Genomic DNA, 23,383 nt, shown 5'->3' on the forward strand with positions numbered 1-23,383 from the left:
GCAACCATCATGACCGATCCGGAAATGGCAGATGCCACCTACATAGAGCCGATCGCCACGCCGATCCTCGAACGCATCATCGCCAAGGAGCGCCCGGATGCGTTGCTGCCGACCTTGGGCGGCCAGACCGCGCTGAACGCGGCCGTGGCCCTCGGCGAGGCGGGCATCCTCAAGAAGTACAACGTCGAACTGATCGGCGCCTCGCTTGAGGCGATCAACCGCGGCGAGGACCGCGAACAGTTCAAGAAAGTCGTAGACGATGTCGGCGGCGAATCCGCGCGTTCGGCCATCGCACATACCTTGGAGGAAGTGGACCGCATCGTCGACGAGCTCGGCTATCCGGTCGTCATCCGCCCCAGTTTCACCATGGGCGGTCTCGGCTCCGGCATCGCGCACGATCACGAGGAGCTGCGTCGCATCGCAGGGGCCGGAATCCATTATTCGCCGACCAACGAAGTGCTCGTCGAAGAGGGCATCGAAGGCTGGAAGGAATACGAACTCGAGCTGATGCGCGACAAGAACGACAACGTCGTGGTCGTCTGCCCGATCGAAAACGTCGACCCGGTCGGCGTGCACACCGGCGATTCGATCACCGTCGCGCCTTTGTTCACTCTGACCGATCGCGAATACCAGCGTATGCGCGATCTCGGCATCGCCATCATCCGCGGTGTCGGCGTGGAAACCGGCGGCTGCAACATCCAGTTTGCCGTGAACCCAAAGAACGGCCGCATGATCGTCATCGAGATGAATCCGCGCGTTTCGCGCTCGTCCGCTCTCGCTTCGAAGGCCACTGGCTTCCCGATCGCCAAAATCGCCGCCAAATTGGCGTTGGGCTATACGCTCGACGAGATCCGCAACGACATCACCCAGTCGACGCCGGCCAGCTTCGAGCCGACGATCGACTACGTGGTCACTAAAGTGCCGCGCTTCGCTTTCGAGAAGTTCCCGGGTGCCGACCCGCTGCTTACCACGTCGATGAAATCCGTCGGCGAGGCCATGGCTTTGGCCGGCAATTTCCAAGAATCATTGGGCAAGGCGCTGCGCTCGATCGACAAGCGCCATCTCGGTTTCAACTGGGACGGTGAGCGGCCTGGCGCGCAAGAGGTCGCCGAGCTGCTCGCGAAGATGTCTACGCCGACCGAGCAGCGCTATCTGCAGGTGCAGCGGGCGCTGTGGGGCGGGGCGAGCGAAGAGCAGATATTCGATGCGACCAAAATCGACCCGTGGTTCGTCAAACAGCTGGCGCTGATCAACCAGACTGCTATGCAGGTGCGTGAGGCTGAAACGCTTGACGCACGCCTGCTCAGGCGAGCCAAGCTGGCAGGCCTGTCCGACCTGCAGATCGCGCATTTGAGGAATCTCGGCGACGAGGGCGAGAACACGGTGCGCGAACTGCGCTGGAACTACGGGCTACGCCCGGTCTACAAGACCGTCGATACCTGCGCCGCGGAATTCGACGCGCTCACGCCGTACTACTACTCCTGCTACGCCGATGAGTCGGAGCTGCGACCGCGCAAGCGCGAGGCGGTGATCATCTTGGGATCCGGCCCCAACCGCATCGGCCAGGGCATCGAATTCGACTATACCTGCGTGCATGCGGTGCAGGAGCTCGGCAAGGACTATGACACGATCATGGTCAACTGCAACCCGGAGACCGTCTCCACCGATTACGACATGTCGGACCGGCTGTACTTCGAGCCATTGACCTTCGAAGACGTGATGGAGATCTATGCGGCCGAGAAGAAAATGGGCCCGGTCAAGGGCGTCATCGTGCAGCTCGGCGGGCAGACACCGCTTTCGCTTGCCGCGCGGTTGAAGGCCGCCGGCGTGCCGATTCTGGGCACCTCGCCCGAAAGCATCGATCTGGCGGAGAACCGCGAGCTCTTCGGCGAAGTATTGCGCCGTGAGCATCTGAACGCGCCGCGTTACGGCACCGCGCTGAATCTGGATGAGGCTCGCAACGCCGCCCACGAGATCGGCTACCCGGTGCTCGTGCGGCCCAGTTATGTGCTCGGAGGACGTGGCATGGAAATCGTCTACGACGACATCCAGCTCGAGAAATACGTCAACCGGGCGCTTGACGAAGCCAAGGCCGACACCGTGGTGTCCGGCAGGTTGCCATCGCCGTTGCTCATCGACAAGTTCCTGCAGGATGCCATCGAAATCGATGTCGATGCGCTGTACGACGGCGACGAGCTCTACATCGGCGGCATCATGGAGCATGTCGAGGAGGCTGGCGTGCATTCCGGCGATGCCGCCTGCACGCTGCCGCCGAGCACGCTGTCCGACGACCAGATGCGCCGTTTGCGCGAGGCTACGCTGGCCATCGCACAAGGCTGCGGCGTGCGTGGGCTCATCAACGTGCAGTACGCCTTCATGGCGAATACGCTGTACGTGATCGAAGCCAATCCGCGCGCTTCGCGCACCGTACCGTTTGCGTCCAAGGCGACCGGCGTGGCATTGGCAAAGGCCGCCGCACGCATCGTCGTGGGGGAGAGCATCGCCCAGCAGCGCGCCAACGGGCTGCTGCTGCCGAAAGGCGATGGCGGCATGATCCGCCCCGGCCAACAGGTGGCCGTCAAAGAGTCCGTACTGCCGTTCAAGCGCTTCCGCACCCCGGTGGGCAAAACCGTCGATGTGCTGCTCGGACCCGAGATGCGCTCGACCGGCGAGGTCATGGGCTTCGACCGCGACTTCCCGCATGCTTTCGCCAAAAGTCAGCTCGCCGCTTATGCGGGCGGCCTGCCGACTTCGGGCAACGTGTTCCTCTCGGTCAACGATGCGGACAAACGTCAGCTGCCGTTGATGGCCGTGCGCCTCATCGAGCTCGGCTTCACCATCTGGGCTACGGAAGGCACGGCTTCGGTGCTGCGCCGCTATGGCATCGAGTCGAAGATCGTCGACAAGATCTCCACCCGCGTGGATACCGCTCCCGATGCGCCTGCGTCAATCGAACGCGCTGCAGGAGGCATCGGCAAGAATGTCGTTGATCTCATCGAAGACGGCACGATCGACATGATTCTTAACACGCCGAATTCGCGTGGCTCGCGCTCCGACGGGTATTCCATCCGCGCGGCCGCCATTGCCGCCGATCTGCCTCAGTTCACCACCATGACTGAATTCTCGGCTGTGCTCATGGCGATCGAGGCAGTGAAGAAGGACGATTATCAGATCATGAGCATCCAGGAACATGCCCGCCAGCTCTTCGCCATGGAAACCAATGGTACGGAGAACGAGGCTGCGGAAGGCCACGGTGCGCAATGATCCCCGCGCGCCCGAGCCAGGGTCCCGGCCAAGAGGAGGGCACTGCGAAGCGTTCCAGCTTCGGATTGCGGCTGAGCAATTCGATGGCGACATACGGGCCGCTGTGCATCGGGATTGACCCTCATCGCAAGATCCTGACCGACTGGGGCTACAACGTGGACGCCGGGGGCGCCGAGATGTTCTCGATGCGTATGCTGCAGGCGTCACGCGGCCGAGCGGCTGCTGTCAAATTCCAGACTTCGATGTTCGAACGCTACGGTTCCAAAGGCTTTGCGGCGCTTGAGCGCGTGCTGTATGCCGCACGGCAGATGAACATCATCACTATCGTCGACTGTTTGCGCGGCGGCTTGCCCACTACGATCTCGGCGCTCTCCGACGCCTATTTCAGGCCTGATTCGCCCATGCTGGCCGATGCGATCACCTTGCTGCCGTACTACGGGGCGCGCTCGATCAATCCGCTGGTAGATGAGGCGCTCAACAATGGCCGCGGCGTGTTCGTGGCTTCGCTTACCTCGAATCAGGAGGGCGCGAGTCTGCAGACCGCCATTCGGCAGAGTGGCGAATACCGGGGCCAGACCGTGGCCTACGGCATCGCAAGCTGCGCACAGAAATTCAACGACGGCATTGACTGCATGGGTTCGGTCGGCCTGATCATCGGCGCGACCATAGGCCAATGGATGAACCAAATCGGCGTCGATCCAGCCAGTTTCTCCGGGCCGATCCTTTCGCCAGGCTACGGCTGGCAGGGCGCTGAGGCCAATGATCTCAAAACTGTATTCCACGGCACCAAAGGCAATGTGCTGGTCACGGTGTCGCGCTTCATCGCCTCGCATGGGCCGGACATCTCCGAATTGTCGCAGGCTACCGAATCTATCGCATTGGATATACGCCAGGCGTTGTTGGAAGCGACCGAGGAGAGGCGGAGATGACCGAAACTGAAGATGTACACGCTCGCGAGACGGATTCGAGCAATGGAGTCGAGGCCGGCCGCGAGAGCCGCAATGGTCACGGGAATCGCAACGGCCGCCTGATCGTCCTGACCGGTCCTACAGCCGTCGGCAAAGGCACTGTGGAGGCCGAGCTCAGAGCGCACCATCCCGAGGTCTGGGTATCCGTCTCCGCCACGACGCGTGCCCCTCGCCCCGGCGAGGTGAACGGCCGCAATTACTGGTTCATGTCGGAAGGGGATTTTCTCAGCAAAGAGGCCAACGGCTGGTTCCTCGAGACCGCCATCGTGCACAATATGGCACATTACGGCACACCGCTGCAGCCTGTGCTCGACCATATCGCCCAGAACACGCCCACGATTCTCGAAATCGACCTGCAAGGCGCGCGGCGCGTCAAAAGCAAGGCTGCAGGCATGGGGCTGGACGTCGTCTATGTATTCATCGCCCCGCCAAGCTATGACGAGCTGGTGCGTCGCCTGGTCGGCCGCGGCACCGAAAACGAAGAGCAGCGCAAAAAACGCCTGGAGACCGCGAAGCTGGAACTCGCCTCGGAGGGCGAATTCGATGTGACCATCGTCAACAACAGCATCGAACAATGCGCCGAGGATCTCTGGGCCATCATCGCCAAGGAATATGGGCTTGAGCGCTAGATGAAACGGGTTCTGTACCCTTTGCCATTTCAATGCTAATGCATGTCTATCTAGAGCGCAGGGTGCTTCACCCAGACACCGCGAAGTGTTAGAGTTGTCTTGAGCCAAACGGCTCGTGGACAAGGCAGCATACAGTAGCAAAGTTGCACCGTAGCACATGAATGGAGTGGTTCATATGTCTGATCAAAGAGTTGTAGTCATCACCGGCAGCGGCCGGGGCATCGGCAAGGGGATTGCCGAGCGCCTTGCGAAAGACGGCTACGCCGTGGTCATCGCCGACTTGGATCCTAAGACCGCCGGGGAGACGGCGCAGGAACTTGTCGGCAAAGGCTTCAATGCGGTCAGCGTCGCGGGGGACGTATCCAAGAAGGAGGATCACGAGAAGTTCGTGAACAAGGCGGTCGAAGAGTTCGGCCGGCTGGATACGTACATCAACAACGCCGGCATCGCGCAGATCAAGCTGTTGCAGGACGTGACCCCCGAGGATATGGAGAGGATCTTCAAGATCAACGTCTTCGGTGACCTGTACGGCATCCAGGCGGCGACTGAACAGTTCCGCAGGCAGGATGATGGCGAGCGTATCCGCAAGATCATCAACGCCTCCAGCATTGCCGGCCATATCGCCTTCGACCTGCTCGGCGCGTATTCGGCGACCAAATTCGCCGTGCGCGGACTCACCCAAGCCGCGGCCAAGGAAGTGGGCCGCGACCACATCACGGTCAACGCCTACTGCCCGGGCATCGTCGGCACCGATATGTGGGACCTGATCGACGCGAAAATGGTCGAGCTCAAGGGCGGCGAAACGGGCCAGTACCTCAAGCAGTATGCGCAGTCGATTACATTGGGCCGTGTGGAGACGGCGGAAGACGTGGCCAACTACGTGTCCTACCTCGCATCGCCGGACTCTGATTACATGACTGGACAGTCGGTGCAGATCGACGGCGGCATCCAGTTCATCTGATTTCGTTGGCCCGCACGGCGGGTCTGGCATGGCAGCGTGGCGAGTTCTTTCCTTGCACGTGCTGCTTGACATGCAGTAGCTCATCACGCGTTCCATTCAAAGGCCTCGCCGTTCGCGGCGGGGCCTTGATCATATCTGCGTCATGTTCTATCCGCTTTCTGTTGGGTTGTTTTCTTGTATATGATGCAGCGCGTCGGAATCTCGTAGTGTCGGCCTCGTGGCTACCTTGCAATGATCCGGCAACGATAGTATCGGCTTTATGTGTGGTAGGTTTCAGTCTCTGCGAACATCTGCCGGCCTTTATGCGCGGGTGGCATCGACTTCGGGTGCTGCCGCCGCTAAACGACGTATTTCGGTGCAATATATTCGAGGTCGCAGTGAAGCGGTGCCACCAACAAGCCTGATAGATGTCCGCGACACCTCAAACCTGCCTCAGATATAAGCCCGATGTACGCAAAACGCGGGAGATTTTCGGCTTGCCAAGCCGTTCCAGCAGAGACAGGAGGACAAGATGAATCTTCGGCAAACCGCGGATGAAAAGCGTTCGATATAGACGATCTGCGTGGCCATGCTTGGATAGTGTGGAATCGAAGACGGGAACAGGCCCGTCGGGTCGGAACGTGGATGGCCGAGGGGAGCGAAGGCATATGAACAGGAAAACATGGATAAAGTCGGCGGCATTGACTGCAGCGGGCATTGTCGCGGCCGCCGGCATGATGATCGGCATGATCGTATGCGCTGTTTCGGCTGATGCCGATCTGGCCCATGTCGGGATGGGTATCCTGCTGCTGCTTACGGTCGGCGGCATGCTCAGTGCGATGGTGCTGCCAGGGCGCGTATCCGGCAGTGGCAGCATGCCTTGCAATCCGCACAAGGAGATCGAGGTTTAAAAAACTGCCTGGTGGAAGTCGGCGGCGGGGCGACCAGCTAAGATGCAGTTGGGATTGCCGAGGATACGTGGGCGAACATGGGAGTGCATGTCTGAGGCTTATGCGGGTATGCCCCTGCGATCGTACTGGTTTCTGTGATTTCAGGAAGGCCGGTATTGATATGTACACCTCGGGTTTCAGACGTCGATAAGCGTGTAGCCGTGCGACGCGACGACTTCGCGCAACTTGACGAGATAGGTTTCGGCGGCGTTGGAAAGCTTGGCGCGTTCGTTGCTGATCCAGCCCAGCAGCATGGTCTCGTCGGATTCGAGGGGCACGGTGACGATCTTCTCGTTGTTGAGATCCCCGTTGTCGATGCCGGTGCACACCGTGTAACCGTTGAGACCGATGATGAAGTTGAGGATCGTCGCCCGGTCGGTCACGTTGATCTGCTTGGGGGAGTAGTCCGGCCAGACCGCCTCCTCGGCAAAGTAGAAACTGCCTTCCTCGCCTTGCTCGTATTGGATGAACGGGTAGGGCTTGAGATCGTCCATCGTCACCCTGCGCTTGGTAGCGAGCGGATTGCTGCGAGCGATGAATACATGCAGCGGCGCACGGAAGAGCGGATGGAAATCCAGATGCTTCTCGCGCAGCAGCTTGCCGATCACGTCCTTGTTGAAATCCGACAGGTACAGCAGGCCGACCTCGGAGAGCATGTTGGCGACCTGATTGATGATATCTTTCGTGCGGGTTTCGCGGATCGTGAACTCGTACTCGTCGGATTTCGTCGAGTTGATCATCTCCACGAAAGCCTCCACGGCGAACATGTAATGCTGCGTGGAGACGGCGCACAGCTGCTTGCGCGGCTTCGCGTTCTTGTAACGCTCCTCGAGCAGCGCGGCCTGGTCGAGCACTTGCCGGGCGTAGGTGAGGAATTCCGCGCCGTCGATGGTCAGCGCGATGCCCTGTGAGGAGCGGGTGAAGATCTCGATGTGCAGCTCGTTCTCCAGCTCCTTCACCGAGGAGCTCAGGGCAGGCTGCGACACATAGAGTTCATGTGAGGCCTCGTTCATGGAGCCGCATTCGACTATTTTGACGATGTATTTGAGCTGGAGCAGTGTCATAAATATCTTGTATAGCATCGAGGGTATACGGAAATGCTACTTATAACGAAGATCGGGTTGCCGTGAGTGCTCGATCATGGTGTGGCGTCAATATCGTTGTATGACGTTTTCAGAAACGATAAAACCGCAGGATTCCGCCATTTCCGAATTCTCAAAAACCGCATATGGCGATCAATGCGCCGCATGATGGTTCGCACGGTTTCGTTGCGCATTTCCTATCCGAATGCTGGACTGGCTACACACGCACGCCGAGGCGCTGCAGATCGCGCCGAGCCGTGCCTCCATCAGTGAACTGCAGGCCGTGGATGCCGACGGCGTTGGCGCCGTTGACATTGCGGGCGGTGTCATCGAAGAATACGCATTGATTTGCCTCAAGGCCGAAACGGCGCAGCGTCAGCTCGTAGATATCGGCATTCGGCTTTCGTTTGTGTTCGAAGCCTGAGACCACAGTGCCGCCGAGCAAGGTTTCGAGCTGCGGAAAACGGTCAAAAGCCGTGTGGAAGGTCTCGTGCGACCAGTTGGTCAGCCCCCACACGCCGATGCCCGCGCTGCGCAGATCAGCGAGCAGCACCTCCATGCCGGGGATCATGCGAGGCAATGCATCGGCGTAGTGCTCGATGTAATACGTGAAGACCTGGGCCATGCCATCGCCGAATTCCTCGCGGTATTGCACGATAAGTTCGGCGAACTCCTCGCCCGAATCCATATGGTCCTCGTAGCGGTAAAAGCCATACGGGTCGCTGTCGGCGCAGATCGCGTCCACCAGGTCGCTAGGGAAACGGCCCTCGAGACACGCCCGGCATTGCCAGTCGATGAGCACGCCGCAGAAGTCGAAAATCACATCGGTGATCGTGTCATCGGCGTTGCCAACCGCTCGGGATATGTCGGTCATCATCCAGCTCCGTGTTTCGTAATGGTGTGCAGCGCAAGGTACGCATGAACCAGCGTAACGCATGGCCAGCATCCGTCATTGCAGGCATGGTGAAATGCCCTGGCGACGTGCCCGAGTCGCGCCGCCCAAGTCAAGGGTTGGCAGTTACGGATGGCGGCATTCCGCCGCTGCATAATCCCATGGGCATACTTGTGCAGGCGTGTCGGCGTTCGACGCGCGCCGGTCTCAGGGCAGCAGCTCTTCGACGGCTTCGCCGATCGCATGAACGACGTCCGAGGCAACGATAGGATGCCCGACGTTGCGTTCGGTTGTGGCCTGTGGCGCGCCAAACACCTGCGGCGGCCGCCACCCTTGCTGATCGCTGTCTGCGGCGATGCCGGCGGCCAGACCATGCAGATACGCAGCCGCGGCGGCCACTTCGGCATTCAGCGCCGTATCCTGCTGCAGGAGACCGTCTTGCTGGGCGAGCAGCGCACCCATGATTCCAGCGAGCACATCGCCGGCCCCGGCAGTGGCGAGCCATGCGGGAGCTGACCCGGAAATAAGCGTGCGCGTGCCGCCGTCGCCGTCATCGCCGACGACGATGGTGACGGCGCCTTTGAGCAGCACGGTCGCGCCGGTGATCGTATGCGCCCGCTGCGCCCAGCGCCACGGCTCGGCCTGCACTTGGCTGCTGTCGATGTCCTCGCCAAGGTCGGCGAGCAAGTCGGCCAGCTCGCCCGCATGCGGGGTGAGCACCACCTGCGGCGGAACGTGGGCGGGAAGCAGATCAAGCGCCCCCGCATCCACGCATAGTGCAGGCATGTCGTAAGCCTCGATCGTGCTCGGACCATTGTGCGTGGCATCGGTATCCGCGCTATCCCCGGCAGCTGTCGTGATCTCGGTGTCTGGTTCAATGCCATCGCCATTCAGCTCATCGCCCGTCGAATAGTGGGCGAGCAAGGCGGCGATCGTGCTGCGCTGCACGTCGATGCCGGTTTCGTCCGCGTTCGCTGTAGGCACGCCAGACCCGACGACCCATGATTGCACGCGGCCTTTGCCGATCACGGCTTCGGGCAGCGCGTTCAGCACCATATCCTGCGCACGCTGCGGCCCCATGTAGCGGATCATGCCGGTATTCGTGCGGGCTGCGGCAGCAGCGCCCAGCACTGCGGCGCCCGGGAAACGCGTGGAGCCGGTGATCAGCCCGACGACGCCGCGCGAGTATTTGGCGTCGTCCAGACAGGGAAGCCGGATGGCTTGGCGCGCCAGCTCGTCATCGACGGCTTCGATTGCAGGCCGCTGTTCATCGATGTCGAAGCTGAAATCCACCAGCGTGACCGCGCCGCAGGCGTACGCGGCCGGTGGCAGCATCGCGCAGGGCTTCATTGCGCCGAACATCACCGTCGCATCCGCCGGGATATACGGTCCGGGCAACGTGCCATCGCCTACGCCGATGCCTGATGGAGTATCGATGGCAAGCACCAGAGGCGTATCGCGGTCATAGTCCTGCCGCTGATCGTGGATCGCCGGGCTGGACGGCAGCTCTCCTTCGAGCCCCAGGGACTTCGCAAGCGTCGAGGGAATGCCGCGCAGCACACCATGGACGCCGATGCCGGTCATCGCGTCAAGCAGCAGATCGGCCTGCGAAGCCAAAGTGATGGCCGTGTGGAGCCGTTCGCCGGCCTCTCCTGCACTGAAGCCTGAAGCACATCCGGGAATGTCGGACTGCGGGTCGAGCACCAGCATCTTGCCGCCAGCCTGCACAAAGGCGGCGAAAGCCGCCTGATGCAGCGAGCGTCCCACGGCGACGGCCGTAACGGCAGCGCCTTCATGGGCCAGTTCCGCAGCCGCATACAGGCCGTCGCCGCCATTGTCGCCGGCGCCGGCGAGCAGCACGACCTGCGATTCGCCGATGTCCAGACCAGCGTCGGCGAGCATGCGCGAAGCCATGCGGGCTGCGGCTCCCGCAGCCATACGCATCAGCGGCACGTCTCGCTCAAGCAGCGGCCGCTCCATCGCCCGTATCGTACGCACGTCATAGGCGGCGTGCAATAGCGTGGCCAAACGTCCAGAATCCTCGGCAATGCGTTCCACGTTGCTTTCCATACAAGGCCTCCCGATCGCAGCGGTTGCTTACCGTATCAACTGTAGTCCTGCGCAGGCATCGCAGATTGCCTTGGGCCTTAGGCTGAGCGCCCTAGAAACGCGGCCACGCCGGATCGGGATAATGACGGCCGCCGACCGCACGGCGTCAATACAACAACGGTGCCGCCGCTGGATGCATCAGCAGCAGTGGCGCCGGCAGTCCGCCTTATTCCTCGGCGACCAGATCCAGATACGAGTCGTTCCAGAGGTCTTCGTCGCCGTCGGGCATGAGCAGCACGCGCTCGGGGTTGAGCGCCTGTACCGCCCCTTCGTCGTGGGTGACCAGGATGATTGCGCCCTCGTATTTGGCGATGGCCTTCAAGATCTCGTCGCGCGAGACCGGGTCGAGGTTGTTGGTCGGCTCGTCGAGCAGCAGCACGTTGGCACGCGAGGTCACGAGCGTGGCCAACGCGAGCCGCGTCTTCTCGCCGCCGGAGAGTACCTTGGTCGGCTTCATTGCGTCGTCGCCCGAGAACAGGAAACTGCCCAGGATCGAACGGGCCTGCGTGTTGTCGAGTTCGGGGGCCACATGCTGCAGATTCTCAAGCACGGACACATTGAGATCGAGCGTATCGTGCTCCTGCGCGAAATAGCCGATCTTGCAGCCGTGGCCATAAACGACTTCGCCGGTGTCGGGCTGTTCCTCGCAGGCCAGAATGCGCAGTGTCGTGGTCTTGCCGGCGCCATTGTATCCGAGAATGACTACGCGCGAGCCCTTGTCGATGGCTAGGTTGATGCCGGCGAACACGATATTCGAACCGTAAGCCTTGGATATCTCCTTGGCGGTAATCGGCGTGCGGCCGCAGGGAGCAGGCTCGGGGAACCGGATATCCGCCACCTTCTCCTGTTTTTCGGCTTCGCTGGTCTGGGAGAGCAGCCGTTCGGCGCGGCGCATCATGTTCTGTGCGGCGACGGCCTTGGTGGCCTTGGCATGCAGGCGGATGCCCTGCCTCATGAGGCGGTCGGCCTTCTTCTCGGCGACCTCGCGCTCACGCCGGCGACGTTCTTCGTCGACTACGCGCTGGCGCAGATAAGCCTTCCAGCCGAGCGAATACATGTCGATCTGCCCCAGCTGCGCGTCCAAGTGCCAGACTTTGTTCACCACTTCGTCCAGGAGCTCCGTGGAATGGGAGATGACGAGGAATCCACCCTCGAAGCGTTTGAGATAGCCACGCAGCCATTCGATAGAATCGGCGTCCAAATGATTGGTCGGCTCGTCCAGGATCAGCGTGTCGGCATCGGAGAACAGGATGCGCGCCAGCTCGATGCGGCGACGCTGGCCGCCGGAAAGCGTGCCCATCTGCTGCTCCATCGTCTCCTGCGGCAGTCCTAGGCTGTCGGCCATGGCGATGGCTTCGGATTGCGCCGCGTAGCCGCCGGCCTTCTCGAAGTCCTGCGTGGCCTTGTCGTAATGATCCATGGCCTTCATCATGATAGCGGGGTCCGGATTGGTCATATCCTTCTCCGATTTGCGCAGCCGGGTGATGATCTTGGCGATGTCGCGGGCGCTCATCAGCCGATCGAGCGCGGTCTGCTGTGGATCGGCGGCATGGGTATCCTGCGGCAGGTAGCCCAGCTTGCCGCTGACACGCACCTTGCCCGATGTGGGGAGCATATCGCCGGTAATGACCCTGGTCAACGTCGTCTTGCCGGCGCCATTGCGACCGACCAAGCCGATCTTGTCTCCTTTGGCTACATGAAAGTCAGTGGGATTGAGCAGCGTGCGCGCACCGATCTGAATCTCGAGTCCCTGTCCCTCAATCGCCATGGCCTACCTACCGTCTTTCCTCTTGCCGCTTGGGCATTCCTGCGTGGATCATATGCGTGCACAATGCGTGTTTGCGCGCGTGAGCGTCAATCGCCGTGTTTGCGTGCATGCGCGTGCACCACATGCAAGGCTCTCGCATGATTCCAGCATGTGACCGTCATCGTATGATTGTCATCCAACGGAGCATCATCATAGCGAGGGGGTATAGATGAATGGCGTTGCGGGGCGCGCAAAGAGACCCGGCTGCCGGACATGATGATGTGCTGTGGCGGCTCGCACGCCGTGTCTCTGGCAGTCCCGGGCTGGTCCTCTTTCGCGGCATGGTGACAATTTTCCCATCGGCTAGGCGAGGTTGGGCGAGCCACCCTGTCGATTGCGATGGCCCGGCTCGGAACGCTCCATCGATATCAATGCCGCGGCAGCAATCGCGCCCACGGGGTATAGATCACGATCGCGCCAAGCGTAGCGAACACGATCAGCATCACGGCGAAAGCCTTCGACGCATCCATCAGCTTTACCGCAATGGCCACGGCCGACCAGAGGACGACCAGTCCGAACATCCAATCGTGCAGCCGGACGTTCATGAACGCCGACACGGCCACCAGCAGCAGGACCAGCGCCGCGGTCGAAGCGGCCTGCGCGATCGTATCGCTGCCGTTGGGATCGTAGTAACGCGAGATCACATGCGTGATGTTGGCAAGGGTCGCCACGGCAAGCCATGAGCCATACAGCGACAGCGGCACCCAGTCCAGGAAATTGCGCCCTTGGCGTTCCTGGAGACCCTGTCTGCCCGTCGCGTACAGCGTCCAGACGGCCGTCAGCAGCAGCGCAATCAGGATGATGCTGACGACGAATTGCCGGTAATGCCAAGAGATGAGCCAAGCGATATTGAGCGCGCAGGTGAGCACAAACAGCGCTCCGCGGGTGGTTAGGGGCAGCAGGCCGAGACGCGTGCGGCTCTCGTCGCGGCACAGCACCACCAGCCAGAGTGCGAGAGCGAGATAGATCGCGCCCCAGATCGTGAACGCATATCCCGCCGGCGTGAACCAGGAGAAGACCTCGTTGGAGATATCCGCGGTGGAGACGCCGCCCAGTTTGCCGATCTGCGCGAACGTGTTGAAGGCCAGCGTCAGTGCCCATGCCGCCCAGAGGACTATCGCCTCGGTCCGGGTCCAATGCCGATCGACTGTGGCGTTGCCATCGTCGTATGTTGGTTCCATGGGGGCTCCTCTGCGATGCGTTTGTCGGATGCCACACGCGCGACGTGCCGCACAGTCCGTTGTAGGACGGCGTCGCGCGATACGTCTGGTGACCCGAGACCCAAGTATATCGGACCGATCTCCGCTCTGTGCAGCTGTCCATCGCGCCGGTGGAAGACTGCGAGCACAAAATCGAACACATGTTCGAAAATTGTCCGGAGATGCGGTATTCTTGGGTGGAATCACGGACGGCTTATCGGAGGTAGCGGTGACTTCTCAAACAGTGGCTTCTCATTCGGCGCCATCTCATTCGGCGGTATGCAGCGCTACGGCGCAGCAGGGCACGGTAATGGAGCATATCCTGGATAGCGAGACGTTCCTCTCAGGGGAGCTGGCGAGGGCGAAGCTGAAGTCCTCGAATGGTTCGCTCGTAGCGGATATTTCGCATATCCCTAACGATCTGAAGATCACCATCCAGGGAGCGCGCGAGCACAATTTGCGCAATGTCGACCTGGCGATACCGCGCAACCGCATGGTCGTATTCACCGGGTTGTCCGGCTCGGGCAAGTCCTCGTTGGCTTTTGACACCCTGTTCGCCGAGGGACAACGGCGCTACGTCGAGTCGCTCAGCGCCTACGCCCGCCAGTTCCTGGGCCAGATGGACAAGCCCGACGTGGACTTCATCGAAGGGTTGAGCCCGGCAGTCTCCATCGATCAGAAGACCACGAACCGCAACCCGCGCTCCACGGTCGGCACCATCACCGAGATCTACGATTATCTGCGCCTGCTGTTCGCACGCACCGGCATCCCGCACTGTCCGGTGTGCGGCGCACTCGTCAGCGCGCAGACGCCGCAGCAGATGGTCGATGCGTTGCTCGGCTACTCCGAAGGCACACGTTTCCAGATACTTGCGCCCGTCGTGCGCGGGCGCAAAGGCGAGTTCGAGGACCTGCTCGAGCTGCTGCGCGGCGACGGCTATTCGCGCGCGCTCATCGACGGCGAAATGCGCCAGCTTTCCGACGACATCTCGCTCGCGAAACAGAAGAAGCACATGATCGAAGTCGTCGTGGACCGGCTCGTGATCAAAGACGGCATGCGCCAGCGGCTTACGGATTCCATTGAAACCGCGCTCAAACTGGCCAAAGGCATCGTCATCGTCGACTTCGTGGATCTGGACGCCAAGGATCCGAACCGGCGCCGGCCCTTCTCCGAAAAGCGCTCCTGCCCGAACGGCCACCAGCTCGACCTCGATGAGATCGAGCCGCGCACGTTTTCGTTCAACGCGCCCTATGGCGCCTGCCCTGAATGCACCGGCATCGGTTTCAATCTCGAAATCGATCCGGAGCTGGTCATCCCCGATCCGGGCAAAAGCCTCAACGAAGGCGCCATCGAGCCGTGGGGCATGTCTAAGGGCACGGGCGAATACTATCGCCATGTGCTCGAAGGCCTGGGCGAGGAAATGGGGTTCAGCCTCGATACGCCATGGAGGAAGCTGCCCCAAGATGTGCGCCATTCCATCATGTATGGCCACGATTTCAAAGTCAACGTGTCATACCGCAACCGGTGGGGCCGTATGCGCGAGTACTCGACTGGTTTCGAAGGCGTGGTGCGTTCGCTGATGCGCCGGCATGACGAAACCGATTCCGACCAGATGAAGCAGTATTACGAATCCTATATGCGCGAGGTGCCTTGCCAAGCATGCCATGGCAGACGGCTGCGCCCCGAAGTGCTGTCGGTCACCGTCGATGACCAGTCCATCGCCGACGTTTGCGATATGCCCGTGGAACACGCGCTGAGCTGGGTCAAAGGACTCAAACTGACAGGATCGGCCGTGCAGATCGCCGGTGAAGTGCTCAAGGAGATCCGCGCCCGGCTGGGCTTCCTCAACGATGTCGGACTGAACTACCTGACCTTGTCCCGCGCCGCGAAAACGCTGTCCGGCGGCGAGGCGCAGCGCATCCGCTTGGCCACGCAGATCGGCTCCGGGCTGGTGGGCGTCATGTATGTGCTTGATGAGCCGTCGATCGGCCTGCATCAGCGCGACAACGAACGGCTGATTGCCACGCTGCACCATCTGCGCGACCTCGGCAATACCCTGATCGTAGTCGAACACGATCAGGAGACCATCGAAAAGGCCGATTGGCTGGTCGACATCGGGCCGGGCGCCGGCGAGCACGGGGGAGAGGTCATCTACTCCGGCCCCTCGCAGCATATCGTCGAAGCCTCCCGTTCCATAACCGGCGACTATCTGGCTGGACGACGGTCCATCGCCGTGCCGCCCAAGCGCCGCAGAGTGCGCAAAACCAAACAGCTCAAAGTCGTGGGCGCGCGCGAAAACAATCTGCGCAATCTGACCGTGAACTTCCCCGTAGGCGTCATGACCTGCGTGACCGGCGTTTCCGGCTCGGGCAAGTCCACACTCGTCAACTCGATCCTTTACCCGGTGCTGGCTGACAAGCTCAACGGCGCGCGCATCGTGCCGGGCAAGCACACCCGCGTCGAGGGCGTGGAGCAGTGCGACAAGGTCATCCACGTCGATCAGAATCCCATCGGCAGAACGCCGCGCTCGAATCCTGCGACCTATACCGGCGTATGGGACAAGATCCGCACGCTCTTTGCCAAGACGCCGGAGGCGCAGGTGCGCGGCTACGGCCCCGGACGCTTCTCCTTCAACGTCAAAGGCGGGCGCTGCGAAGCCTGCCATGGTGACGGCACGCTCAAAATCGAAATGAACTTCCTTCCGGACGTCTATGTGGAATGCGAGGAATGCCACGGCCGGCGTTATAATCGGGAGACGCTCGAGGTCACATACAACGGCAAAACCGTCGCCGATGTGCTCAACATGCCGATCGAAGAGGCTGCGCAGTTCTTCAAGGCTTATCCTTCGATCGCCCGATATCTCAACACGCTGGTGCAGGTCGGCCTGGGCTATATCCGCCTCGGGCAGCCGGCGCCGACGCTGTCCGGCGGTGAATCACAGCGTGTCAAGCTGGCCACCGAGCTGCAGCGCCGCTCGACCGGCAGCACGGTCTACATTCTGGACGAGCCCACTACGGGGCTGCATTTCGAAGACGTGCGCAAGCTGCTGCTCGTCCTGCAGGAATTGGTAGACAAAGGCAATACCGTGATCGTCATCGAGCATAATCTCGACGTCGTCAAATCCGCCGACTGGCTCATCGATCTCGGCCCAGAAGGCGGCGATGGCGGCGGCACCATCGTGACCGAAGGAACGCCTGAGCAGGTCGCCCAATGCGAGGAAAGCTGGACGGGGCGTTTCCTCAAGCCCATGCTGGCATGAGCACGCCGGCAAATCCAGCAGAGGAAAGGCTATGACGGGAATCATCGAGAAGCACAGTTCGGACGAATGGCGCAAAACCGCCAACACGACGGCCAAACGGCTGGGTGATTCACGCGACCTGTTCCGGCCCAAGACCGGCGACATCCCAGCGGAGCCCGGCGTCTACAAATGGCGTGACGGCGAAGGGCGCGTGATCTATGTCGGCAAGGCGAAGAATCTGCGCAACCGACTGACGAATTACTTCCAGCCACTTGAACAGCTGCACCCGCGCACCCAGACGATGGTGCTCACCGCCAGAAGCCTGGAATGGACCGTGGTCGGCACCGAGCTTGAGGCTCTCACGTTGGAATACACTTGGATCAAGGAATTCGACCCACGGTTCAACGTGGTGTTCCGTGACGACAAGACCTACCCGTATCTGGCCGTCTCAGTAGGCGAGAAGGTGCCCCGAGTCTGGGTGACGCGTAATCGCAAGCGCAGGGACACCCGGTATTTCGGCCCCTATGCGAAAGTATGGGATTTGCGGCATTCCTTGGACAAGCTGCTCAAAACCTTTCCGGTGCGCACCTGCTCGCCTGCCGTGCTCCATCGGGCCCAGCTGACCGGGCGGCCGTGCCTGCTCGCCTCGATTGGCAAATGCTCCGCGCCCTGCGTGGGCAGGATCGGTCTGGACGAACACCGGCGCGATTGCGAGCGGCTCGTCGGCGTGCTCACCGGGCGTTTCGGTAAGAGCTACATCAGCCAGCTGACCCGCGAGATGAAACGGGCCAGCGCCGACACAGAGTTCGAGCGGGCGGCGCGGCTGCGCGACCAGATCCAGATGCTGCAGACCGTCGGCGAGCAGAACGCCGTGGTCTTCAGCCAAGACGTCGACGCGGATGTGTTCGGCCTGGATTCCGACGAGCTCGAAGCCTCGGTGCACGCGTTCTTCGTGCGCTCCGGCTCGATACGCGGCGAACGCAATTGGAGCGTCGAACGCGTCGAAGACGTCAGCGATGCCGAATTGATCTCAGATCTCATCGTCCAGGTGTATTCGGATATCGCAGACGCTCAGGATTCCGGTGGCTCGCCTCTGCTTGGACGGGAAGCGGCCGTCGCGCCGGTTGCCGAGGCGGGCGGCGGCGCGGGCGGAGCGAGGCGCGTTGAGGGAGCCGAAGACGATGATCCGGCCGATTCGGTTGATTCAGATGCAGGGCAGCACGACAAAGGGCAGTCTAGTGCGACGCAATCCGATGCCATGCAATCGAATCCTGCATCAGTGCATATCCTTGCGAGGCGTGACGCCCTCGGTTCCACGCAGACCGTCACCGCCACGGATGCATCGGCTCGCGCCCAAGCGACACGCGTTCGCAGGGAACGTCAGGAGCAGACCGGCCGCGCCGATCTGCTGGCGCCGATCGCCCCGATCCCGCGCGAGATCATCGTGCCGATCAAGCCTGCGCGCAGCGATGAGCTGGAAATGTGGCTGGGCCAATTGCGTGGCTCCGCAGTGACGATCCGCGTTCCCTCGCGCGGCGAGAAAAAGGCGCTGATGGAGCGCGCCAACGACAACGCCAGGCAGGCGCTGCAGCGCAGCAAGCTCAGCCGAATCAGCGACATGGGCGCGCGAACCCAGGCGATGAACGACGTCGCCAAGGCACTAGGGCTCGCACAGGCACCGCTGCGCATCGAAGGCTACGACATCTCCAACACCATCGGCGGCACCTTCCAAGTCGCCTCGATGGTCGTATTCGAGGATGCCATCGCGAAAAAATCGGAATACCGCCGTTTCGCGATACGCGGAGACGATGGTAAAGGCGCGCTCGACGATTTGAGCGCCGTCTATGAGACCCTTACCAGGCGATTCAGGCACGGCAATATCGCGGGCGACTCCGGCGAAGACCTCGAAAGCGAGCAGCGCATCCGCAAGGCTTCGGAGCATCGTTTGGCCGATGATGACAGCGCAGGCACGAACAGCGGGAATATCGCGGATGCCGGCAACGCTACTGTCGCAGCGGACTTGGCCGTCAAGGCGACTGCGGCAACAGCCGAGCCTGAGACGGGCTTTAGGACGGCGAATCCCGTCATATCCGTGCAATCTGCAGCGGCTGTGAGTTCCGTCGCGCCCGAAGAACCGATCGTCCAACAGAATGCCGAGCGCCATCGTTTCGCGTATAAGCCGAACCTGATCGTCGTCGACGGCGGCAAACCGCAGGTCATGGCCGCGGCCAAGGCGTTGAAAGACTCCGGTGTGGACGATGTGGCCGTATGCGGCTTGGCTAAACGGCTCGAAGAGGTCTGGGTGCCGGACGATGACTATCCGATCATCCTCAAACGCCAGTCAGAGGGCATGTACCTGCTGCAGCGCGTACGCGACGAGTCGCATCGCTTCGCCATCACCTACCACCGTCAGACGCGGCGCAAAGGGGTCCTGCGATCGGCGCTGGACGATATCCCGGGCATCGGCCAAGCCTACCAGAAGCGCCTGCTCAACGCCTTCGGGTCGGTCAGGGCGATGCGTCAGGCCTCGCTCGAAGACCTCATGGCGGTCAAAGGCGTCGGCGAAGCGAAGGCGAAGATGATCCATGACGCTCTGCGCAAATCCTCTCAAGGTCTGGAGTCCCGGCGCAATCCAGCTTGAAGGCATGCTCGATTTACGAGAACGCGGCGCAGCCGAGAACGCAGCACAGTTCTGTGGAATACAGCGCAGAGTGAAAGGCGCGGCGCACCCCTTCGAATCCATCCGTATGCGCAGCAGAATTCGTGCAGCCAAACCATCGTCCGCGGCATGATCATGCGCGTTGCCATGTGTGTGATCGCTCGTCGCTGGGCTTCGGCTAGCATGAGATGTGCACAGCACAGCAATAAGGAGGAGGCCTTGGCGGCGTCGAATCATGCGGGGCATGCATGTCATGCAAGTCATCTGGACTGGGACGAACAGACTGCGCTGTCCGTGCCGATGCATCGCTGCGCGGTGCTGGGGAAACCCATCGCTCATTCCTTATCGCCCGTGCTTCACAACGCCGCGTATCGTGCGTTGAATCTCGACGGCTGGCAATACGGCCGCGAGGAAGTCGGCCAGCAGGAACTTGAAGCGTTCCTTTCCTCCTTGGACGGCACATGGGAAGGCCTGAGTCTGACCATGCCGTTGAAGAAAACCATTATGTTGCACGGCACGCCATGCGATCATTGGAGCCGGGAGCTCGGCTTGGCGAATACGGCGGTGTTCAGAGGCAGGCCAGACGTTCATGTCGCCGCGCAGGCTGCTCCGGCCAATATTGCCGCATACTGCGTTGCCCCGTCCGGCATCGCGTTGTACAACACCGATGTCGACGGCATTGTGCTCGCCTTCCGGCATGCGTGGGAAGCCAAGGGCCGGAAGGCGCTGCCGACGATCGGCGACGGCCCGGCTCGCGTCGTGATTTTAGGCAATGGCAGCACGGCGCTCTCCGCCCTCGCCGCATGCCTAGTGATGCGCGAGGAGGCGGCGCATGTCGCCATCACTGTCGTGGCCCGGCACCCTGATGCGAATGCCGGCATTGCGCAGTTCTGCGCCCAGCATGCCGACGAGATTGACTTAGGAATGCTCTCCATGCTCGGCGCTGATCTGGGTGCCGTCGCAGGGCGCATGGCCGGCGCCGACGTGGTGATCAGCACTTTGCCTGCGCATGCCGCTGACGCTATCGCGCAGCGTCTGGGCGCGCAGCGCGCAGCCGCCGCTGTGCATGGCACCTTGCTCGACGTCTCCTATGATCCACGGCCCACCGCCTTGCAGCGCGCATGGATGCATGCCGGAGGCATGTCGATCGGCGGCGAAGAAATGCTGCTGTATCAGGCGATCGTGCAGGTATGCCTGATGACGGGACGTGACGCGAGCCGCTGGCGCGTCGCCGAACAGGATGCAGGAAATTTTGCTGCGAGGGGAGAAACCCAGCAAGGCGCAGCGCAACAGATGCCGAAACAGAGCATGGCATCCGAGAACGCAATCGCCGGGTGCCTGCGTGACGTCGGTGACGATGACAACGCTGGTGACATAGACGATGTACGGTTGGAGCAGAGTATGAGAGCAGCATTACAGGAGGCATGGTGAGCGAGGCAACCGCACCCCAGGAGCGTGGATCCCGGGAGAAACCGCTCCGGGATGAGGCATCTGGAGACAAGGCATTCGAAACGCAGATCCCGAGGCCTGCGGGTGAGTTCGAGGTGCTGCTCATCACCGGCATGAGCGGCGCCGGCCGTTCTCATGCCGCCGATTGCGTCGAAGACATGGGCTGGTACGTGGTTGACAACATGCCGCCGAAGCTGCTGGTGCCGTTGGTCGACATGATGACCGCGTCGGCGTCAAAAGTCCACAGGCTCGCCGCCGTGATCGACGTGCGCTCGCGCAGCTATTTCGACGACCTCTCGGCGGTGCTCAGCCACTTGGACGATCTGGGGGTGAAAACCAGGATCCTGTTCCTTGACGCCGACGACGGAGTGCTTATCAAGCGCTACGAATCCGTGCGCAGGCCGCACCCGCTGCAGCATGGCAACCGCCTGATCGACGGCATCCATGAGGAGCGCGAACTGCTTGCCAACCTCAAAGAACGTGCCAATACAGTCATCGACACCTCCAGCCTGAGCATCCATCAGCTTTCCACCAAGCTCTACGAGGCGCTCTTGGGGTCAGGAGCGTCCACGGTCTCCGTGCATATTTTCAGCTTCGGATTCAAATACGGCATTCCGCTCGACGCGGATTTCGTCGCCGACGTGCGTTTTCTGCCGAATCCTTACTGGGTTCCCAGCCTGCGCGAGCTCAACGGCCTGGATCGCCCGGTGAGCGACTATGTGCTCTCCAGCGACGGCGCGAAGGAATTCCTCGCCGCCTACGAGAAGGCTGTGATGGTCGCCGTCGAAGGCTATGCGAAAGAGGACAAGCACTATGTGACCATCGCGGTGGGTTGCACAGGCGGGCAGCACCGGTCTGTGGCGATGGGCGCGGCATTGGCCCAGCGGCTGCGTGCGCACGGACTGTCGGTGACGGTTTCGGCGCGCGAGCTGCACCGTCGGCAGCGCAAACTCGGTGAGGCGTGAGCGCCGGCGGCCGGGCCAAGGCATTCATATCGCGAGAGATTTCGTCTCAAAAACAGAAATGAAGGGGTAATCTTGTCCAAGTCGTTGGGTAACACAGATAGCCGTGGCGTTGCGGGAACGAGTACCCGTTGTCATGCCTTATCAGCATTGAAGAACGGGAAATGAGGAGGTCGGTTCTTGGCACTTCTTGACGATGTCAAAAGCGAGCTCGCCGCAATAGAGAACGATTCGCCGGCTGCGAGAATGGCGCAGGCCTCGACGATGATGCGTTTTGGCGGCGGGTTGCGTCCGGTGAATAACCAGGCGGTGATTCGGGCGCAGTTCGATTCGGTACAGGCAGCAACGTGGCTCCAGGAGACCATCGCCAAAATCTTCCAGAAAGAGGCGTCCGTCAGCCGTACGACGCGCCAGACGCCCTATGGCGTGGTGCAGCGCTACGACGTGCTCGTCGAGCGCGGGGCGACAGCGCTTGCGTTGCAAGCAGGCCTACTGGACCGCCGCATGCGGCTGGTCAAAGGGCTTCCTGCCGACATCGTCAGTGGCAACATAGCCCAGATTAAAGCTGCTTGGCGCGGCGCCTTCCTGGCTCGCGGAGCCATCTCCGATCCGGGCAAGGCCAGTTATCTTGAGATCATCTGTTCCTCGCATGAGACCGCGCTGGCGCTGCAGGGCGCCGCGCGGCGGTTGGGCATTAGCGCCAAGGCACGGCAGGTGCGCAGCTCGGAGCGCGTCACGCTGCGCGACCCCGACGCGATCGAACGCATGCTCATTCTCATGGGAGCCCCGCGTTCGGCCCGCGAATGGACCGGAAAGCGTTCGGATGGCGAGGCCCGGGGCAAGGCGAACCGTCTGGCCAACTTCGACGATGCGAATATGCGCCGCAGTGCCAAGGCGGCGGCCGAGGCCAGCGAAAAAGTCCGTCATGCCTTCGAGATCCTCGGCGATGAGATGCCGGAGAACCTCAAGGCCGCGGGGCTGCTGCGCCTAGGCCATACTGACGCCAGCCTCGAAGAGCTTGGCCGCTTGGCCGACCCGCCGATCACGAAGGACGCGATCGCGGGGCGCATCCGCCGCCTGCTGCAGCTCGCGGACAAAACCGATAAAGCGCGCCGGCAGGGCTGATTCCGGATTCCGAAGTGGGGCTGCTTGTCAGCCGTTCGTGCCTTGGATGCGATTGCTCGCCGCATGGCACGGCGGCACCTTTCTGCCTATCATGCGTCGGTGTTGTTCCC

Annotated in this window: 15 protein-coding genes; 10 read left to right on the forward strand and 5 right to left on the reverse strand. The window is 61.6% G+C overall.

Annotated elements, in window-relative coordinates:
- From carB to LKG04_RS01675, 5 genes are all read left to right on the forward strand, one after another.
- The coding region (gene carB / locus LKG04_RS01655; protein WP_291763184.1) for a carbamoyl-phosphate synthase large subunit at positions 1–3,264 on the forward strand (3,264 nt) is incomplete at its 5' end.
- An 83-nt stretch (positions 3,265–3,347) separates the two neighbouring features.
- Positions 3,348–4,193 (forward strand): orotidine-5'-phosphate decarboxylase, encoded by an 846-nt coding sequence (gene pyrF, locus LKG04_RS01660; RefSeq protein WP_291759374.1) that lies wholly within the window; start codon positions 3,348–3,350, stop codon positions 4,191–4,193.
- Positions 4,190–4,861 carry a guanylate kinase gene (gene gmk / locus LKG04_RS01665; RefSeq protein WP_291759192.1) on the forward strand — a complete coding sequence of 224 codons (672 nt, stop codon included), beginning with the start codon at positions 4,190–4,192 and terminating at the stop codon, positions 4,859–4,861. Before pyrF ends, gmk begins: the two co-directional genes overlap by 4 nt.
- A gap of 175 nt (positions 4,862–5,036) precedes the next feature.
- The gene (locus tag LKG04_RS01670; RefSeq protein ID WP_291759190.1) at positions 5,037–5,822 is read left to right on the forward strand and encodes an acetoin reductase; all 786 of its coding nucleotides are present in this window, start codon (positions 5,037–5,039) and stop codon (positions 5,820–5,822) included.
- A 647-nt stretch (positions 5,823–6,469) separates the two neighbouring features.
- Positions 6,470–6,712: a hypothetical protein gene (locus LKG04_RS01675; protein WP_291759188.1), complete on the forward strand. Its 243-nt coding sequence runs from the start codon at positions 6,470–6,472 to the stop codon at positions 6,710–6,712.
- Positions 6,713–6,888: 176 nt separating this feature from the next.
- Here the strand turns inward: LKG04_RS01675 and LKG04_RS01680 are convergent, their stop codons facing one another.
- The 5 genes from LKG04_RS01680 to LKG04_RS01700 all read right to left on the reverse strand — a co-directional run bounded on the left by LKG04_RS01680 (position 6,889) and on the right by LKG04_RS01700 (position 13,822).
- A complete protein-coding gene (locus LKG04_RS01680; RefSeq protein ID WP_291759185.1) occupies positions 6,889–7,815 on the reverse strand; it encodes a LysR family transcriptional regulator in 927 nt (308 codons plus the stop codon).
- Between the two features lie 235 nt (positions 7,816–8,050).
- Positions 8,051–8,710 carry an HAD family hydrolase gene (locus LKG04_RS01685; RefSeq protein ID WP_291759184.1) on the reverse strand — a complete coding sequence of 220 codons (660 nt, stop codon included), beginning with the start codon at positions 8,708–8,710 and terminating at the stop codon, positions 8,051–8,053.
- Between the two features lie 222 nt (positions 8,711–8,932).
- A complete protein-coding gene (locus LKG04_RS01690; RefSeq protein ID WP_291759182.1) occupies positions 8,933–10,795 on the reverse strand; it encodes a bifunctional ADP-dependent NAD(P)H-hydrate dehydratase/NAD(P)H-hydrate epimerase in 1,863 nt (620 codons plus the stop codon).
- A 205-nt stretch (positions 10,796–11,000) separates the two neighbouring features.
- Entirely contained in the window at positions 11,001–12,602 is a 1,602-nt protein-coding gene (locus LKG04_RS01695; protein ID WP_291759180.1) for an ABC-F family ATP-binding cassette domain-containing protein, read from the reverse strand.
- Positions 12,603–13,009: 407 nt separating this feature from the next.
- On the reverse strand, positions 13,010–13,822 hold the full coding sequence (locus LKG04_RS01700) for a hypothetical protein (protein ID WP_291759177.1): 813 nt from the start codon (positions 13,820–13,822) through the stop codon (positions 13,010–13,012).
- A 328-nt stretch (positions 13,823–14,150) separates the two neighbouring features.
- On the opposite strand from LKG04_RS01700, the gene uvrA reads away from it, so the two are divergent.
- The 5 genes from uvrA to whiA all read left to right on the forward strand — a co-directional run bounded on the left by uvrA (position 14,151) and on the right by whiA (position 23,273).
- On the forward strand, positions 14,151–17,099 hold the full coding sequence (gene uvrA, locus LKG04_RS01705; protein ID WP_291759372.1) for an excinuclease ABC subunit UvrA: 2,949 nt from the start codon (positions 14,151–14,153) through the stop codon (positions 17,097–17,099).
- A 31-nt stretch (positions 17,100–17,130) separates the two neighbouring features.
- Positions 17,131–19,719: an excinuclease ABC subunit UvrC gene (gene uvrC, locus LKG04_RS01710; protein ID WP_291759175.1), complete on the forward strand. Its 2,589-nt coding sequence runs from the start codon at positions 17,131–17,133 to the stop codon at positions 19,717–19,719.
- A 237-nt stretch (positions 19,720–19,956) separates the two neighbouring features.
- A complete protein-coding gene (locus LKG04_RS01715; protein ID WP_291759172.1) occupies positions 19,957–21,168 on the forward strand; it encodes a shikimate dehydrogenase family protein in 1,212 nt (403 codons plus the stop codon).
- Entirely contained in the window at positions 21,162–22,151 is a 990-nt protein-coding gene (gene rapZ, locus LKG04_RS01720; RefSeq protein ID WP_434734828.1) for an RNase adapter RapZ, read from the forward strand. The genes LKG04_RS01715 and rapZ overlap by 7 nt, the downstream gene beginning before the upstream one ends.
- 177 nt (positions 22,152–22,328) lie before the next feature.
- Positions 22,329–23,273 carry a DNA-binding protein WhiA gene (gene whiA, locus LKG04_RS01725; RefSeq protein WP_291759170.1) on the forward strand — a complete coding sequence of 315 codons (945 nt, stop codon included), beginning with the start codon at positions 22,329–22,331 and terminating at the stop codon, positions 23,271–23,273.
- Positions 23,274–23,383 lie beyond the last annotated feature (110 nt).

It is taken from the genome of Bifidobacterium sp. (genome assembly GCF_022640935.1).
GTDB lineage: Bacteria > Actinomycetota > Actinomycetes > Actinomycetales > Bifidobacteriaceae > Bifidobacterium.

Excerpts from the sequence above, each read along its gene's own strand:
- uvrC (WP_291759175.1), top strand. The coding sequence starts at position 17,131 with ATGACGGGAATCATCGAGAAGCACAGTTCGGACGAATGGCGCAAAACC.
- LKG04_RS01695 (WP_291759180.1), bottom strand. The coding sequence starts at position 12,602 with ATGGCGATTGAGGGACAGGGACTCGAGATTCAGATCGGTGCGCGCACG.
- gmk (WP_291759192.1), top strand. The coding sequence starts at position 4,190 with ATGACCGAAACTGAAGATGTACACGCTCGCGAGACGGATTCGAGCAAT.
- rapZ (WP_434734828.1), top strand. The coding sequence starts at position 21,162 with ATGGTGAGCGAGGCAACCGCACCCCAGGAGCGTGGATCCCGGGAGAAA.
- LKG04_RS01690 (WP_291759182.1), bottom strand. The coding sequence starts at position 10,795 with ATGGAAAGCAACGTGGAACGCATTGCCGAGGATTCTGGACGTTTGGCC.
- LKG04_RS01685 (WP_291759184.1), bottom strand. The coding sequence starts at position 8,710 with ATGATGACCGACATATCCCGAGCGGTTGGCAACGCCGATGACACGATC.
- LKG04_RS01700 (WP_291759177.1), bottom strand. The coding sequence starts at position 13,822 with ATGGAACCAACATACGACGATGGCAACGCCACAGTCGATCGGCATTGG.
- LKG04_RS01670 (WP_291759190.1), top strand. The coding sequence starts at position 5,037 with ATGTCTGATCAAAGAGTTGTAGTCATCACCGGCAGCGGCCGGGGCATC.
- pyrF (WP_291759374.1), top strand. The coding sequence starts at position 3,348 with ATGGCGACATACGGGCCGCTGTGCATCGGGATTGACCCTCATCGCAAG.
- LKG04_RS01680 (WP_291759185.1), bottom strand. The coding sequence starts at position 7,815 with ATGACACTGCTCCAGCTCAAATACATCGTCAAAATAGTCGAATGCGGC.
- LKG04_RS01675 (WP_291759188.1), top strand. The coding sequence starts at position 6,470 with ATGAACAGGAAAACATGGATAAAGTCGGCGGCATTGACTGCAGCGGGC.
- uvrA (WP_291759372.1), top strand. The coding sequence starts at position 14,151 with ATGGAGCATATCCTGGATAGCGAGACGTTCCTCTCAGGGGAGCTGGCG.